At 32.9% G+C, this 17,037-nt stretch carries 17 protein-coding genes and 3 pseudogenes; all 20 read left to right on the plus strand.

What is annotated here, in order from left to right; all coding sequences use genetic code 11:
* A pseudogene (locus ABMA45_RS01570) lies at positions 1-202 on the plus strand (hypothetical protein); the annotation flags it as partial.
* A gap of 293 nt (positions 203-495) precedes the next feature.
* Complete coding sequence (locus ABMA45_RS01575) at positions 496-882, plus strand: hypothetical protein (RefSeq protein WP_022088127.1); 387 nt, start codon at positions 496-498, stop codon at positions 880-882.
* Between the two features lie 27 nt (positions 883-909).
* A complete protein-coding gene (locus ABMA45_RS01580) occupies positions 910-1,263 on the plus strand; it encodes a hypothetical protein (protein ID WP_022088128.1) in 354 nt (117 codons plus the stop codon).
* A 4-nt stretch (positions 1,264-1,267) separates the two neighbouring features.
* Positions 1,268-1,597, plus strand: a complete 330-nt coding sequence (locus tag ABMA45_RS01585) for an MmcQ/YjbR family DNA-binding protein (RefSeq protein ID WP_022088129.1) — start codon at positions 1,268-1,270, stop codon at positions 1,595-1,597.
* A gap of 62 nt (positions 1,598-1,659) precedes the next feature.
* Positions 1,660-2,154, plus strand: coding sequence for a GNAT family N-acetyltransferase (locus tag ABMA45_RS01590; RefSeq protein ID WP_022088130.1), 495 nt, complete (start codon positions 1,660-1,662; stop codon positions 2,152-2,154).
* Between the two features lie 47 nt (positions 2,155-2,201).
* Positions 2,202-2,669: a dihydrofolate reductase gene (locus ABMA45_RS01595; protein WP_022088131.1), complete on the plus strand. Its 468-nt coding sequence runs from the start codon at positions 2,202-2,204 to the stop codon at positions 2,667-2,669.
* Positions 2,670-3,062: 393 nt separating this feature from the next.
* Entirely contained in the window at positions 3,063-3,338 is a 276-nt protein-coding gene (locus ABMA45_RS01600; protein WP_022088132.1) for a YhdT family protein, read from the plus strand.
* Entirely contained in the window at positions 3,328-4,815 is a 1,488-nt protein-coding gene (gene panF / locus ABMA45_RS01605) for a sodium/pantothenate symporter (RefSeq protein WP_022088133.1), read from the plus strand. The genes ABMA45_RS01600 and panF overlap by 11 nt, the downstream gene beginning before the upstream one ends.
* Positions 4,816-4,870: 55 nt before the next feature.
* Positions 4,871-4,954 (plus strand): annotated as a pseudogene (locus ABMA45_RS01610) (sugar O-acetyltransferase); the annotation flags it as partial.
* A complete protein-coding gene (locus ABMA45_RS01615) occupies positions 4,952-5,611 on the plus strand; it encodes a zinc ribbon domain-containing protein (protein WP_279218140.1) in 660 nt (219 codons plus the stop codon). The pseudogene ABMA45_RS01610 and the gene ABMA45_RS01615, both read left to right, overlap by 3 nt.
* Positions 5,612-5,757: 146 nt before the next feature.
* Positions 5,758-6,702: pseudogene (locus tag ABMA45_RS01620) on the plus strand (AAA family ATPase); the annotation flags it as partial.
* A 156-nt stretch (positions 6,703-6,858) separates the two neighbouring features.
* Entirely contained in the window at positions 6,859-7,428 is a 570-nt protein-coding gene (locus ABMA45_RS01625; protein WP_348029893.1) for a TOPRIM nucleotidyl transferase/hydrolase domain-containing protein, read from the plus strand.
* A 23-nt stretch (positions 7,429-7,451) separates the two neighbouring features.
* Positions 7,452-8,312 carry a DNA damage-inducible protein D gene (gene dinD, locus ABMA45_RS01630; protein WP_022088137.1) on the plus strand — a complete coding sequence of 287 codons (861 nt, stop codon included), beginning with the start codon at positions 7,452-7,454 and terminating at the stop codon, positions 8,310-8,312.
* 13 nt (positions 8,313-8,325) lie between these two features.
* The gene (locus ABMA45_RS01635; protein WP_022088138.1) at positions 8,326-9,687 is read left to right on the plus strand and encodes a hypothetical protein; all 1,362 of its coding nucleotides are present in this window, start codon (positions 8,326-8,328) and stop codon (positions 9,685-9,687) included.
* A gap of 39 nt (positions 9,688-9,726) precedes the next feature.
* On the plus strand, positions 9,727-11,958 hold the full coding sequence (locus ABMA45_RS01640; RefSeq protein ID WP_347497640.1) for a DUF3427 domain-containing protein: 2,232 nt from the start codon (positions 9,727-9,729) through the stop codon (positions 11,956-11,958).
* A gap of 131 nt (positions 11,959-12,089) precedes the next feature.
* On the plus strand, positions 12,090-12,491 hold the full coding sequence (locus ABMA45_RS01645) for a (deoxy)nucleoside triphosphate pyrophosphohydrolase (protein WP_022088140.1): 402 nt from the start codon (positions 12,090-12,092) through the stop codon (positions 12,489-12,491).
* A gap of 128 nt (positions 12,492-12,619) precedes the next feature.
* Positions 12,620-14,467 carry an indolepyruvate ferredoxin oxidoreductase subunit alpha gene (iorA, locus tag ABMA45_RS01650; RefSeq protein WP_022088141.1) on the plus strand — a complete coding sequence of 616 codons (1,848 nt, stop codon included), beginning with the start codon at positions 12,620-12,622 and terminating at the stop codon, positions 14,465-14,467.
* Between the two features lie 69 nt (positions 14,468-14,536).
* Positions 14,537-15,100 (plus strand): indolepyruvate oxidoreductase subunit beta, encoded by a 564-nt coding sequence (locus ABMA45_RS01655; RefSeq protein ID WP_022088142.1) that lies wholly within the window; start codon positions 14,537-14,539, stop codon positions 15,098-15,100.
* Between the two features lie 190 nt (positions 15,101-15,290).
* The gene (locus ABMA45_RS01660; RefSeq protein WP_022088143.1) at positions 15,291-16,523 is read left to right on the plus strand and encodes a phenylacetate--CoA ligase family protein; all 1,233 of its coding nucleotides are present in this window, start codon (positions 15,291-15,293) and stop codon (positions 16,521-16,523) included.
* Between the two features lie 90 nt (positions 16,524-16,613).
* Positions 16,614-16,865, plus strand: a complete 252-nt coding sequence (locus ABMA45_RS01665; RefSeq protein WP_022088144.1) for a hypothetical protein — start codon at positions 16,614-16,616, stop codon at positions 16,863-16,865.
* Positions 16,866-17,037 lie beyond the last annotated feature (172 nt).

Genomic DNA, 17,037 nt, shown 5'->3' on the forward strand with positions numbered 1-17,037 from the left:
TTCCATATTTGTTATAATACCGTCACTTGGTAGCACAATGGTAATGTCAATTTACACACTTACAGATGCAATTGTAATTGGACAGGGAGTTGGGGCTAACGCCCTTGCGGCACTTGCATCAGGGCTTATGGGCTGTAATGCCGGTGGTGGAAGTTTTGGTGTTAGGGTGGAGTGTAGTGTTTTTGAAAAATATAAAGTATAATACAAAATAATAAATTTCTAGCTAAGGAGCAATTAATGGAAGTGCTGAAGGAACTATTTCTATAAGAGAGATAATTGATTATGTTGAAAAGAAAACAGGTTCCAAAGCAATTATTGACAAAGGAGGGGAAAACGCTCCATATAACAGGGAACCGGAATATAGTATAAATACCGAAAAAGCACAAGCGTTGGGATTTCAGTTTTCGGTACTTCATGATTGGATATATGAACTTTTAGATTATTATATTGAAGTTACCAAATAAAAATTGATAAAACTGAAAAAGGAGATTGACTATGAAAAATTATAATCAAGTTTATGTTAAAAATAGTTTTGATGCAGCAAAAATTTATTGCAAGGCATTTGGAGCAGAGATTACTAGAGCATTTATAAACAAGAACAACACTGCTTATGAACATTGCGAGTTGTCTGTTAATGGAGAAGGTTTTTTGGCATTAGCCGAAGCTTCAAATCCATGTGATATTGATATAGTACATAAGAATAAATGGGAAACCATGACATTTAATGTTTTTGAAATGGGTACTGAGGAGGCAGTTTATAATGCATTTGAAGTTTTGAGTAATGGAGGAGTGATTATTGAATCTATTCATGAACTTCCATGGAGTAGTTGTTGTGCTACTGTTATTGATAAATTTGGAGTGTGTTGGTGGATTTCAATTTGACAAATCGAAATTTGTGGAGGTATTAAAATGTATCATTCATATGTGATGGGAATTGATGATAGTATATTAAGTCTGGAATCAAGGGGCTTTATAATTGATAAAGTAGGAAATAATTATCAGGTATCATTTTCGGAAGATAATGCCAAATATTGGGAAGAATTTATTAAGAAACATTTGGAAGTAGAATATTGGAATGAATATTTAACCGAGGACAAAGTTATTTTTATATTTCATTTACCTGATGGTTTCAGAAGATATGAGGTAAAAGATTACGATAATGATGAAGTGTTAGGTTTATGTGAAAAATTATGTGATTGCAAGTTTGTATCAATTAAGCAAATGTTATCTGACAATTCATTTTATAGAAGTATAATTAGGTAAATTTATGACAGTAGACGAAATAAAAGATTATTGCAGAAGTAAGAAAATGATAACAGAAGAGAATCCATTTGGAGATATACCTATTTGTTTTAAACTTAAGGGGAAGATTTTTGTACAATTATATCCTTATGAATATGATTATAAAATCACATTAAAGTGTACTGTTGATGCTGGTCAGTTTTTCAGAATGGCTTATCCTGAAAAAGTAGTAAGAGGTTATCATTGTCCTCCAGTCCAACAACCGTATTGGAATACAATATTTCTAGACGATTTTCCAGGCGATGTTTTAAAGGATATGATTGATTTGGCATATGATACTGTTTTTTTAAGTTGAGTAAAAAAATGCAAGAAGAGATAAAATCAAATTTATAAATTCGGATTTTAGGAGTAGAATGAATGAGTGAACTAAAAATTATTACAGATATCAGTCAATATAAGGAAAACTTAGAAAGGATTTATGAAGAATCTATAGAGTATTTCATGGAAGTTGAAGGAAGAAGACCGTTGTCGCCATTTGATGATATTCATAGTATTGAACCGGGAATACCACAACAAAATCCAATTCAATGTTATGCTTTTCTATTTGAAGGTCAGATTGTAGGATATAGTTGGGTTATGGAAGATATATCAGATGAATGTTATTATATTTTACATTTTATTATTACTAATAATTTTAGAAGACACAAATTTGGAACTAAAGTACTGAAAGCATTAGACAACATCTATAAGGAAAAGTATGATAAATCAGAATTATTGGTTTCATCAAAAAATTATATTGGATTGAATTTCTGGGTGAAAAATGGCTATACAGAAATAACTAGGGTATTTTCTTCGGAGGAGCAAAATACTATTTCAACAGAGTTAAATTTGAGGAAAAAGATTTGCAGATAAACGGAGGATTGGGGAGAAACAATAAAGTTGAATGTTTGGAGGGAAGAATGATTGCTTTAATTGTAGCCTTTGCAAAAAATCAGGTTATAGGTAATAAGGGATGTATTCCTTGGGAAATTAAAGGTGAACAGAAACGATTTAGAGAACTCACAACGGGAAATGTTGTTATCATGGGACGAAGGTCTTATGAAGAAATCGGGAAACCGTTACCCAACAGAACAACGATTGTGATTTCAAATACGAAAAAATTTGAGGGTGAGAATTGCTTTACTGCAAGAACTTTAGAGGAGGCTATAGAACTAGCCGGAGATAAAGACATATATATTGCTGGAGGAGTGCGGTTATATGAGGAGGTTCTGCCCTTCGTTGAAAAGATGTATATTACTGAAATAAATCTCGATATCGAGGGTGATACATTTTTTCCATACTTTGACCAGGAGAAGTTTGTAAAAGAAGTGAATGAAAAGCATACCGGAGAAATTCCATACACCTATGTAACCTACACAAGAAAATAAGTTGAGATTAAATAAAGTTTACACAAAATAACCGAGTGCACCACTCGGTTATTTTATTGGAAAGTATCTGCTATAAGTCATATTATATAAAGTAGGATTATTGGATATTTGAAATGAGGATGATGAATGGGTAAAGGAATTCCTTGAACGGTTATCGTCTCAGATTGAAAGTTACAGTGGAGAAAACATGATTAGAGAATTGTATAATTAAGAAAAAACAGGTGATTAATTGAAAAAGTGGATACCACAGGCAAGATGGCTTTGGATGATTGGCAGTTCACATATGAAATTAATCTAAAATTATACATAATAGCTATAATTGAATATAATGTAGATTAATATAGCGTTATGTACTACAATCTAATTTGGAAAAAGGAATAAAGAGGAGAGATTATGTTAAAATTATCAAAAGAAGAGAAACACAAGCAATGCTTAAAAGAAATCAAGGCAACGCTTTTGGTAGTGTGCATTTGCTTTTTATGGCATGTAATTACTGCATTTTTATTAAATTCTACCGGATGGACAATATTCCATATGCCGGCATGGTTTGTAGTTTCAGTATTGGGAACAGTAATTATTGCAATAATAGGAGTATTTGTATTGCTTAAATTTGTATTTATAGATTTTTCTTATGATGAGGACGAGGAGAGAGACGAAGATGAACAGTAATCAGATTATAATTTTATCTGTATTTCTTGGATATTTATTATTTAATATTATTGTAAGTTTTGTATACAGTAAAAAAGAAGAAAAGAAATTAAAATCTTCATCCGAAGAGAAGTATTTCATCGGCGGAAGAAATATGAATGGTATTGTGCTTGCAATGACAATTATGGCAACTTATACTTCGGTCAGTTCTTTCATATCAGGACCGGGTGCAGCAGGACTTACATATGGATATGCGCAGGTCTGGTTTGCGGCAATTCAGATTCCGGTTACATTCTTAGTGCTTGGAGTGTTGGGAAATAAGCTTGCACTTGTATCGCGTAGAACAGGAGCTGTAACTGTAGTTGGTTATTTTAAAGCAAGATACAAAAGTGATGTGCTTGTCGTTATTACAAGTCTTGGAATGATTACATTTTTTATTGCGCAAATGATAAGCCAGTTTACAGGTGGAGCAACTCTTGTCGCATCCATAACAGGAATGAATCATGTAACTTCACTTTTGATTTTTGGAACAGTAGTTATTTTATATACAGCAGTTGGTGGATTTAGTGCAGTTGTAATCACAGACACAATTCAGGGAATTGTAATGTGTATCGGAACATTTCTGTTTATATTTTTTGTTTTAAAAACAGGTGGCGGACTTGCTTCGATTGATGCGGGGCTTGCTTCAAATATGGCAAATGTATATGATAATTTATTTTCAAAATACACACCGGGAGCATTGCTTAGTTACTGGGTTTTGGTAGGATTTGGAACATTAGGACTTCCGCAGACAGCCGTTCGTGCAATGGGATTTAAAGACACAAAGAGTATGCACAAAGCAATGTGGATTGGTGTATTAACATGTAGTTTTGTTATTATTGGAATGCATTTGGCAGGAACATGGGCAGGTGCTTTGGTGGATACAGATAATCTTCCAACATCTGATTATTTTATTCCATATATTGTACAGAAAATTATGCCACCGGGAATCGCAGCTATTTTCCTTGCAGCTCCAATGGCTGCTGTAATGTCTACTGCGGATTCGCTATTAATTCTTGCAACGGCTGCAATTGTAAAAGATTTATGGAAAAACTATGTTGTAAAAGATGACCCTGAAAAAAATGCGTCATATGAAAAGCATGTTAAATCTGTAAGTACTATAGTCACAATGTTATTAGGTGCAGTTGTAATGATTCTTACAATTAATCCGCCGGATATTATTTTTATGCTTAATTTGTTTGCATTTGGAGGTCTTGAATGTACATTTTTCTGGCCGCTTGTTGGAGGATTATTCTGGAAAAAAGGAACTAAACAGGCAGCAATATGCAGCAGTATAGGTGCGGTGGCAACTTACATTTTCGCTACAAAGTTTATTAATATTGCCGGAATTAATGCGGTAGTATGGGGGCTTTTGGTTGGAGGAATTTTATACTTTGCAATTGGAGCAGTGACAGGAAGAAAAGGATTAGATGAAGACATTTTGGATAAATGCTTTTAATTGTATTTAAGTTGATAGAAAGTATGTAGCATAAAAATTATGCAATATAACAATAGTTGTGACAAAGGATATACCGGCAGGAGTTATTGCTGTGGGAAATCCATGCAAAGTTAAAAGAAAAATTACAGATAAAGATATGTTTGATACAGTTCAGGAATTGCTCGAAGCAAATTCAAAAGTTGTGCAGAAGAATCCAAGTCATTGTCTTGTGGGAAAATTATTTTGCGAAAGCTGCAAACAGCGTATGGCTCATTCATACAGAGGCAGACCAAAGTATTATTGCAAGACTCGCTATTATGAAAGTGATAACACAGGATGTGTCACATCCGTGTTGGATGAAACATTAGAACAGATAGTGATTGATGAGTTCAATCACATCCAGGAAAATCGAATAGATGCACAGAAGATTTTTCAGGAGCAGGAGGCTCAGAGAATGCTTCGCATCAATCAGTATGAGGATAAAATTCGAGAATTGCATGTTATCAAGAATTCATATGATAGCAAAGTTATGGCATATTATGAAGCTTACAGAGAAGGCACAATGAGCCAGCAGGAATATCTTGATGGAAGAGATTCTTACATCTTGCTACAGGCAAAGGTAGATCAGGATATTAATGATGCGAATGAGAAATTGAAGGAACTCAGAAGAGAAGAAGTTATAGGACTGGAAGTGTTTAGTTTTGAGGGGAATGGAATGAGGTTAAAGGAACTGACTAGAGCACTGATAGAACAGCTGGTAGAGAGGATAGTTGTTGGGGAGGAAATGATAGAAGTTGAGTGGAAGTTTAGAGGGTGAAGTGGTAAAATAGAGAATATAATAAATAATTGGAGAAAGATAAAAATGAAAATTAGCAAAATAAGAATCAAAAATTATAGAGGAATTAAAAATTCTGGATGGATAGAATTTGATAGACTAAATGCAATTGTCGGAAAAATGATGCGGGTAAATCATCTATTCTACATGCTATAAATGATTTCTATAATGAAAGTAAATTGGCAGAAGGAAATAAATATTTTGGAGCAGGTGATGAAGAGACAGAGATAGAAATATGTTTTTATGGCGAAGAATTAATTACAGTTCCAAAAGTTATTTTAGATGAAAATGGATATTTGCATATAAAAAAAACAAGTAGCAATGTTGGAGAGTCATATAAAACTTATATTATAGCAAATGATTTTGGGAAAGCTGATTACAAGAATATGTTTCAACAGACAGCTGCAAAAATGAAAACTATTTTCAAAACTTTTGGAAAAGAAGTTCCCGATATTATTAATAAAGAAAAAATGTTGGAACTATGTTCAGAGATAATATGTTCTGAAGAAAGCTATGTTATTGAAGAACATGAATTGAAAGGTTCAATGTTAAAAGAAATAATTAAACCATTGTATCCACAATTTTCATTATTTTTAGCGGATACTAATTTAGACACTAGCACATCTTCATTTCAAAATCAGTTTAAAAAGATAGTTACAAATGCAATACAAGCACATATAAGTGAGTTTTCAAATTTGCAAAATGAAGTGCAAGAGACACTGATTGGTGAAATTAATAAGATTGGTAATTATATGGAAACGCATTATTCAGGATTAACTGAGTTAAAACCAGATATATCTTACGATTGGCAGAAGTTGGTAAATTTTGAAGTTATAATGAAAGATTCGCAAGGATATGAAGTTAATTTAGCAAATAAAGGAACAGGGATTCAGAGACTTTTTATGGTTTCTTATTTCCAATATTTGGCTGAACAAATATCTGAAAATGAAAATAGTTATATTTTTGTAATTGAAGAACCTGAAACTTTCTTGCATCCAGGAGCTCAGAGAACTTTATTAGATTCTTTAAAACGAATATCAGACATACATCAAGTAATTATTACTACTCACTCACCAGTATTTGCAAGTGAAATTGATAATAAAAACATTATAGTAGCAAAAAAGCATAATGGAGAGTCTAAGTATGAGCAAGGTGATAGTATTTCAGCTGATTTATTAGTAAATGAATTAGGCGTTAGGGCGAGTGACAATATAGTAAATAGTAAGCTATTGGTATTTGTAGAAGGAAGTAATGATGTGAAATTTTGGGATTTTATTTTTAACGCTGTATCTGGACATTCATACGAAGAAGATGGAATTCTTTTTGTTCCTGGTGGTGGTAATGAACTTCACAACATTGCAGAGATGAATTTAATGAGTAAATTGAATAGAAACTTTATAGTTATTGTTGATAAAGACTCAGGTGCAGTAGATTATGAGGATAAACTTCGTAAGCAAAGTAGATTGAAAAATACAGTTGAACAGAAAGGCGGAGAAGTTCTCGTTTTAAGAAAAAGAGAAATTGAAAACTATTATTCTCCACGAATTGTTAAGAAAATTTTGTCGGAGAAAGGATTCGAGGTAGGTGACTTCGAAATAAGCCCGTTTGAAGATGTGAATCAAAAATTTAAGAATATGTTCAATGGGCAAAATATTCAAATGAAATTCAAAAATAATATGGATATATTCGAAAGAATGACATTAGATGATTGGAAGAGCGTAAGTAAATATACGGAGGATAACATTGAACATTTTGAATTTGGAGAAATAGTAGAATTAATTAACAGTAAAATTGATTAAAACATAAAAATGGAGGAAAAAGATTGAGCGAATTAAAAACAATTGAATACAAACGATTTGAAGATATAAAACACATAAGAGAAGATGGTAGCGAATATTGGAGTGCTAGAGAATTAGCAATTGCTTTAGATTATACAAAATGGGAAAATTTTTCTAAGGTGATAGGACGAGCTATGATAGCCTGTGAGAACAGTGGACATAGCGTTTCTGACGATTTTCCTGAGGTCAGGAAAATCGTAGAAGCTGGAGTGGCAAGTAAGCCAAAGAAGGACTATGAACTTTCAAGATATGCTTGTTATTTGATTGTTCAGAATGGTGATCCTAGAAAAGAAGTAATAGCTTTAGGACAAACTTATTTTGCTATACAAACATATAGACAAGAAGTAGCAGATCATTTTAATCAACTAGATGAAGATAAAAGAAGATTAGTTGTTCGTGGAGATATTAAGCAATGGAACCAGTTACTTGCAGAGACAGCACACGATGCAGGTGTAATTACAAATGAAGAATTTGCTATTTTTCAGAACGCTGGATATATGGGATTGTATGGCGGACTTGATGTAGATGATATACATACAAGGAAAGAGCTTGAAGTTGGGCAGAAAATACTTGATTACATGGGAAGCACTGAATTAATTGCAAATCTTTTCAGAATATCGCAAACAGAGGAAAAACTTAGAAAAGATAACATACAAGGAGCAGAAAAAGCAACAAGTGTTCACTATAATGTCGGAAAAGAAGTTAGAACAGCAATAGAAAAGATTGGTGGTACAATGCCAGAGGATTTACCTACTCCCAAAAAGAGCATACAACAGATTGAAAAAGAACAGATGGCAAGGCTTAAAGCAAAAGCGAAAAAGGGTAAAATTATGTTAGACGAATAATAATGGAGTATATATGAAAAAACAAAGAGAAAAAGTAAAAAGTGCAACAGAATTAGAATTTATAAATGAAGTCGCTGATGATTGTATAAGCAAGTTAACTGAAAAAAATAAGGAATATTTAATTGATAATCCATATGCAATTGATTATCATTTTTCATACTGTTTGTATATTAGAAATAATTATATACATAATAAAGATTTCTCTGAGGTACCATTCTGGGCAGAACCTGATCATCTGTCTTCAGAAATAATACAAGCTATTTTCTCAAGATTGATTCCTGAGTATGAATATGGAAATCAATTTGTTGAAAGCATATATGATACAAAGAACTATATTGTTCTTAGAAAAGAGTATAAAAAAGTATATGGAGAATATCCAGATTTTATAATTAAAAAATATGAAGGTAAAATAAAACTTGAGAAAACACATTCGATTTCTGAAATAAGAACTAATGACGATATAGATATTGAACACGAAATAGAAGTTATGGAACGAAATATAGATAAGATTTCTAAAGTTAGAGAAGCATTAATAAGCGAATTGGCAGAGTTAATATGGGAAACAGAAAATATAAAGAAAAGTGCAGAAAAATATGGTATTCCATTTAGTCAAATTGAAAAAGATATAGAAATACTCAAAAATATCTTTTATGAAGAAAATGTGTTTATACCGTTACAAGTTTGTTTTATTCCATACAAGAGAGAAATTGGTAAAGATTACTACATTCAATATAGAAGAATGTTGATTGACAAATTAAAGGGAAATCCAAGTTTAATAGAAAAATTTAATCCAATATACTTTAGAGATAGAGTTTTAGCGAAGTCGGTATTAAAACGTGGTTGGGCACTTAAATATCTAGATATGTACCAGGATGATGAAATAATGGTAAGAACAAGCTTGAAAAACGATGGAACAGCAATTCAATATGCATCTCGAAGATTTCAGCAGGATAGAGAATGGGTGAAGTTTGCAATTGCGAATTCTGAAAATGGAACGATTATGAGCTTGGATTGTATGAAGCCATATAGAAAAGACAGGGAATTAGTTTATCTTGCGTGTAGTTTTCATGGATGGAATTTTAATTTTGTAGATAAAGTATTCAGAGATGATTTTGAATTGGCAAAAATTAGCTTAATGGATAAGGATGCATTAAATTCTATATTTAGCAGTATGAGCAAACGTTTGAGGGGTAATAAAGAATTAGCTATGCTAGATTTGGAGAAAAATATGCCAAGTGTTGAATATTACTCAGCTAAATTGCGAAATGATGATGATATAGCACAAAAACTATTTGAAGTTCATGGAACAAATCCATATGAGTGGTCTTATATGAGTAAAAGGCTACAAAAGAAATATGAAATTGAAGAATGGTAGAATTACTATTATAGATTAAAAACAGCTAATACAACATTAATTTACTTAGAAAAAAATGTCACACCCTTGACACGAGCGGGTACCGGTAAAACTTATGCGTCAGCATTTGCAATGAGAGAACTTGGTTTTAAGAAAGTATTATTTTTAGTTCATCGTGAGCAAATTTTAAAGCAGGCAAAAAGATCTTATGAGAATGTTTTTAGCAATAGAATTACTACAGGCATTCTTTCCGGAAATCATAAAGAAAAAGATGCTGATTATCTTTTCTCAACAGTTCAAACAATGAGTAGAGACTATATTCTTACCGAATTCGAAGAAGATATGTTTGATTGCATTATTATTGATGAAACTCATAAGGCAGGGGCTGAAAGTTATCATAAAATAATTAATCATTTTAAGCCCAAATTGCTTTTAGGGATGACGGCGTCGCCTGAACGTACAGATGGATTTGATATTTACAAATTATTTGGACACAATATCGCAAGTGAGATTAGGCTTCAGGATGCCCTTGAAGATGATTTGTTATGCCCATTCCACTATTTTGGAATTTCAGATTTAGTTATAGATGGAAAAGAAATTGATGAAAAGACAGAATTTAAATATTTGGCAAATGAGCAAAGAGTAGAGCACATAATTAAACAAACCGAATATTTTGGGTATTCAGGAAATAGAGTAAAAGGGCTTATTTTTTGCAGCAGAAAAGAGGAAGCTAAGGCTTTATCAGATGCGTTTAATTATAGAGGCTATAATACAGTTGCACTTTCAGGTGATGATTCACAGGAGAAAAGAGAGGAGGCTATTGAACGATTAGAGATGGAGTGTGAGGTCGATAATTGTGGAAGACCTATAATAAAATCGGAAGTAGTAAAACATAATCAGCCACTCGATTACATTTTTACTGTAGATATTTTTAATGAAGGTGTAGATATACCACAGGTAAATCAGGTCATTATGCTAAGACCTACGCAGTCAGCAATTATATTTGTACAGCAGTTAGGTAGAGGACTTAGAAAAGCGGATAATAAAGAGTATGTAGTTATTCTTGATTTTATTGGTAATTACAGCAACAATTTTTTAATTCCAATTGCGTTGTCAGGAGATAGAACATACAACAAGGACAATGTGCGTAAATACGTGCGTGAAGGATCACGATTGCTTCCGGGGTGTTCAACAATTCATTTTGATGAGATTACGAAAAAGAAAATTTTTGCATCAATTGATAGAATGACTACGACGAAGAAAATGCTTACAGAAAAATATATGCAGGTAAAATTTAAAATTGGTAGAATACCTACTATTATAGATTTCTACAAACTTGGCGAAATTGATCCTATGCTATTTATTAACTATGCAAAAACGTATGATAATTTCCAGCGGGCTGTAGATAAAGATTATACAGTTGTGTTTACAGAAAAAGAAGAGCAGATACTTGCATTTATTTCATCATTGATAATTGATGGTAAGAGACCGCATGAACTCTTGATGTTAAAGATGATGTTAGATGGAAAATCAGTTGCGATAGATTCATTTGCTAAGGAACTTGTAAGCATAGGCGAAAAGTTCAAAGAGGCTGATTATAATTCTGCGGTTCGAATGATGAGTTTAGAATTTGTAGCCGGAGCAGATGCAAATAAATTCGCACAGATAGAATTGCTATCTAAATTAGATTTAAAGTCAGGTCTATTAAAACGTTCACTAGCGTTTTTAGATAAACTTAATAATACGAAATTTAGGGAAGAGATATCAAATCTTTTAGATTATGGGATGATGCGATATAAGGATATGTACGCAAATCATGATGAAAATAATTTAGTGTTATATGGAAAATATTCAAGAAAAGATGTTTGTCGACTTATGAACTGGGATAAAGATGAAAGCTCAACAATGTATGGATATCGTATCAAACACGGAACGTGTCCAATATTTGTTACATACGAAAAGAAGGATGATATTTCTGAAAGCACAAAATATGAAGATCAGTTTATTAATCAGAAGACATTTAGCTGGCTGACTAGAAGTAATGTGGCAATTGATAATAGAGAGAGTCAGGAAATAATAAATTATAAAAATAGTGGATTAAAAATAGTTCTTTTTATAAAGAAGAGTGATGGCGAGGGTACAGATTTTTATTATATGGGTGAAGTTGTGCCTAAGAGCTGGATGCAGAAAACTATAAAGAATAATAAAGGAAAAGAACTTCCAATCATGAATTTTATTTTCGAGTTAGAACATAGTGTAAGAGAAGATATTTATGAGTATCTTACTAACTAAGAAAATTTATGATAAAACATTTTGAAGAAAAATATAAAAATAAGAGGGACGATTTTATTGGGGGCAGTAAAATCGTCTCATTATAAGTAATAAGAAAATAAATTTGTTTACGAAATAGGAGAAAGCTATAAATGAAAATAGTACGAGTAGTTGCAGCAGTTATAAAATCTATAAATGAAAAAGGACAAACAATTATATTTGCAACACAGCGTGGATATGGAGATATGAAAGATGGTTGGGAATTCCCCGGCGGAAAAATAGAACCGAGGGAAACCCCGCAGGAAGCTTTGAAAAGAGAAATAATGGAGGAAATCGAAACAGAAATTGAAGTAGGTGAATTGATTGATACTGTAGAATATGATTATGAAACATTTCACCTTTCAATGGATTGCTTTTGGTGTAATATTAAACAAGGAAAGCCAATTCTCAAAGAACATGAAGCTGCAAAATGGCTTACAAAAGGACAATTATATGATGTAGATTGGCTACCGGCAGATGTAACGTTGATAGATAAAATAAAGAAAAACATTTGAGATATAGAAGCGTAAAAAATGTTTCAAAATGATATTTTGATTTAAAATGAAACGTTGCTATATATCATAATTAATATTATAATAAATAGATAAAAACGTTACAGAGATATGTTTGAGAGGTTACATAAATGAAGCAATTATTAATGGGGAATGAAGCAATAGCTATGGGTGCGATAAGAGCCGGAGTTAATTTAGTTTGTGGATATCCGGGAACACCCTCTACAGAGGTTTTAGAAACAGCAGCAAAGAAAAATGACGGTTCATATTATATTGAATGGTCAGTAAATGAAAAGGCAGCTCTTGAGGTTGCAGCAGGCGCATCGTATGCAGGTGCAAGAACACTGGTTACAATGAAGCAGGTAGGACTAAATGTTGCATCTGATCCTATCATGAGTTTATCTTATGTAGGAATTAAAGGTGGAATGGTAGTTTTAGTAGCAGATGATCCGGGACCGATATCCTCTCAGACAGAACAGGATACAAGAGAATTTGGCATTTTTTCAAAAATACCGGTATTCGATCCATCAACACCGCAGGAAGCTTATTTGATGATGGCAGATGCTTTTGAAATGTCAGAAAAATATAACACACCTGTAATTTTCAGACCTACAACAAGAGTATGCCATGGATGTGCGGATATTGAAATTTTAGAAAATATAAAAAGAGAGCCACCGGAGGGATTTATAAAAGATACTCAGAAATGGGTTATTTTCCCAAGAACATCTTACCTCAACCATATTAGGATAGAGGAAAGAAATGCAAAACTTACACATGTACTTTCTGCAGATAGTACAGATGAATTGGATTTATCAAAATGGAACAAAATTCATCTTTGTGAAGATAGTAGGAAGGCAGTTGTATCAGGCGGAGTTTCAAGAAAATACGTTCAGGAATACTTAGATTATGACAAGGCAGGATTTTTGGAAATAGGAATTTCATATCCTTTTCCGGAACAACTTGTTGCAAGATTTTTAGAGGGAGTGGATGAAGTTCTTGTAATAGAAGAATTAAGTCCGTTTATAGAAAGAGAAATCACATACGTATGTGGAAAATATAATATTAAATGTAAGGTGTTAGGAAAACTTACAAAAGATGTACAGTGCGCAGGAGAAAATACTGCAAAATCAGTAAGAGAACAGCTTACTAAATTTGGAGTTGCAAAAGATATAGATGACGAAACACTTAAGGAAGTAGGCGAAAAACCGGAATTACCTGTAAGACCACCGGTACTCTGTGCAGGATGCCCACATAGAGCTTCATTTTATGCCGTAAAACAGGCAATGAAAGAAAAAGAAGCAGTATTTTGTGGTGACATAGGTTGCTACACACTTGGAAATGCAAAGCCATTGGATATGACTGATACATGTCTTTGCATGGGAGCGGATGTAACAATAGCGCAGGGGCTTCATAGGATTGAACCTGAGAAAGTGCATTTTTCATTTATTGGCGATTCAACATTTTTCGCATCAGGAATTACAGGAGTGGTAAATGCTGTATATAATGAGACAGACATAGTCCTTATTGTGTTAGATAATTCTACTACAGCAATGACAGGACACCAGCCACATCCGGGAACCGGTGTTACAATGATGGACATGGTTAAGAAAAAAGATACTAATCCAAAGGATGAAATAACTCATAAGATTTCTATTGAAGCTGTTTTAAAAGCAGTAGGAGTTGTAAGTGTTGAAAAAGTAAATCCATTTGAACTTGATAAAGCAATAGACGCGGTTAAGAGAGCGGCACAGATGAAAGGCGTTAAGGCAATTATATTTAAGAGTCCATGTATTGCTGTGAATAAGCCTAAAAAGGCTTATACCGTAAGCGAAAAATGTATTAAATGTAAGAAATGCATTAATGAAATAGGTTGTCCTGCAGTGACAAATATAGATGGAAAAATTGAAATAGATTCATCATTATGCTTTGGTTGCGGATTATGCAGTCATATTTGTCCGGTTCATGCTATTGAGCAGTAGAACTGTTGACAAAATAATTGCCGGAAATCGAAGATTACAAATAATATGCATGAAAGGTTTGGTATAAATATGAATTGTTTACTTTGCGGAGTTGGTGGACAGGGCACAGTTTTAGCGTCAAAATTACTTGCACAGGCTGCAATTGATAAAGGGATAAGTGTAAAAACAGCAGAAACAATTGGAATGGCCCAGCGTGGAGGTAGCGTTGTAAGCCATGTAAGAATAGGAAATGAAATAAAAGCTCCAATGATTCCTGAGGGAGAAGCGGATATAATTATCGGATTTGAACCGGGTGAAGTTGTAAGAAATTTAAATTATTTAAAAGAGGGAGGTACAGTTGTTGTAAATACAAAGCCGGTAATGCCAACAACTGCAAGTCTTGGACTTCACTATGATGGTAAAGAGATGATAGAATATTTACAAAAGCAAAATATTAATCTTATTGCTGTGGACGGAGAAAAGATTTGTAAAGAGTTAGGAAGCTCGAAGGCTTTAAATGTTGTACTACTTGGAGCAGCAGCCAATAGTAATGAATTAGGAATAACAAAAGAGGAAATTAAAAAAGCTATAGAAACAAAACTTAATCCGAAATTCCTTGAAATGAACATTAAAGCACTTATGGCAACAAACTAGTATATAAGTCTAAAAGACTTTTTATAAATTATGGACAAATGAAGAGGCATTTGTCACAAATACATAGAGGAGAAGAAAAGGTTAGAAGAAATAAAAAAGAAAGGAAAAACAATGCAAATCATTCTTTTAATCTTGGATTTGCGCCTTTCAAACACATGAAAATGCATAGTTGAAAGGCTAGGTATAAATTATGAAAATGAAAGAAGAGCAGTTTGAACTAATTAAAGCACAGTTGAAAAAACTTACAAGTCAGGATTGCTTTTACCAGAAAAAATTGGAGGGTATTAATGTAGATGATATTAAGTCTCAGGAGGATTTTGAGAAACTCCCATTTACATGGAAGGGAGATTTAAGAGAAGCTTATCCGTTGGGACTTCGTGCAGTGCCTGAAGAAGAAATTGTAAGAATACATTCATCTTCAGGTACAACAGGTATACCTGTTATTATTCCATATACAAAAAAAGATATTGATGATTGGGCAACAATGTTTTCACGTTGCTATAAAATGGCAGGAGTAACTAATAAAGATAGAATTCATATTACACCAGGTTACGGATTATGGACCGCCGGAATAGGATTTCAAAATGGTGCTGAAAAGCTTGGAGCAATGACTATTCCTATGGGTCCGGGAAATACAGATAAACAGCTTAGAATGATGGTTGACATGGAATCTACAGTTCTATGCGCAACATCATCATATGCGTTGTTACTTGCGGAAGAAATTGCCAAGAGAGGTATTGGAGATAAGATTAAACTTAAAAAAGGAATAATTGGTTCTGAACGCTGGGGAGACAAGATGAGAAAAAGAATTGCAAATGAACTTGGCGTTAAGCTTTATGATATTTATGGACTTACAGAAGTCTATGGTCCTGGAATTGCAATCAGTTGTGAACATGAATGTGGAATGCATTATTGGGATGATTATGTCTATATAGAAATTGTTGACCCTAAGACAGGAAAAAATCTTCCTGATGGAGAAATTGGAGAAATAGTTATTACAACATTACATAAAGAAGGGGCCCCACTTATCAGATATCGTACACATGATCTTTCAAGAATTATTCCGGGAGAATGCCCATGTGGTTCTAAATATCCAAGAATCGATGTTATTTTAGGAAGAACAGATGATATGGTTAAAGTAAAAGGTGTAAATATCTTCCCATCACAGATAGAAGAAATGTTAAAAGGCATTAATGGGGCGTCAAGTGAATATCAGGTTATGATAGATCATTTGAATGGAAAAGATATTCTTACATTATTTGTTGAAATAAAGGACGATGCAAATGCTTATGAAATGGAACATGAAATTGGAGCAGCATTCAAGGCTAAAATAGGTATCGCAGCAATAATTAAGCCTGTTGCAATTGGCGATCTTCCAAGAAGTGAGAAAAAATCAACAAGAATTTATGACAACAGATACTAAATTGTGATTTAGAAAGTGATAAATCAATGGAATTAAGAGTTTTGCGGTATTTTTTTTCAGACAAATATTCAGGCGAAAGATATATTAAATATGATAGAAGAAGAGTATGGAGCATCAAAATATGGTTCAGTAAAATACAATTTGAATGAACTATATTGGATAGGATATCTGTATCGGTACTTTTCATACACTTATAATATGTCATCAATACAAGTGTACAAGATTGTAAAGCCAAAAGAGTTACGAGGATTGTATTTACCATATCACACATTAGATCCAAGTCAGGCAATAGAAAGAATATTAGGATCAAAGAATCTATTATTAGATGAAAAAAAGAATTAGAGAGACAGTACGAAATATTCAAAAGAATCCGAAATGAAAATTAAAGTAAAAATTACAACTTGTTAAATCTAAACAATACGTAATTTTTATTTTATCTACCTTAAAGCATAAATTACAAAAGAAATAGAATTTTCTAACCACAGCCGGCAGAAATTTTCATAAGCAAACGATA

It is taken from the genome of Eubacterium sp. CAG:156 (assembly GCF_000434315.1).
GTDB classification, from domain to species: Bacteria; Bacillota; Clostridia; order Lachnospirales; family Lachnospiraceae; genus Eubacterium_U; species Eubacterium_U album.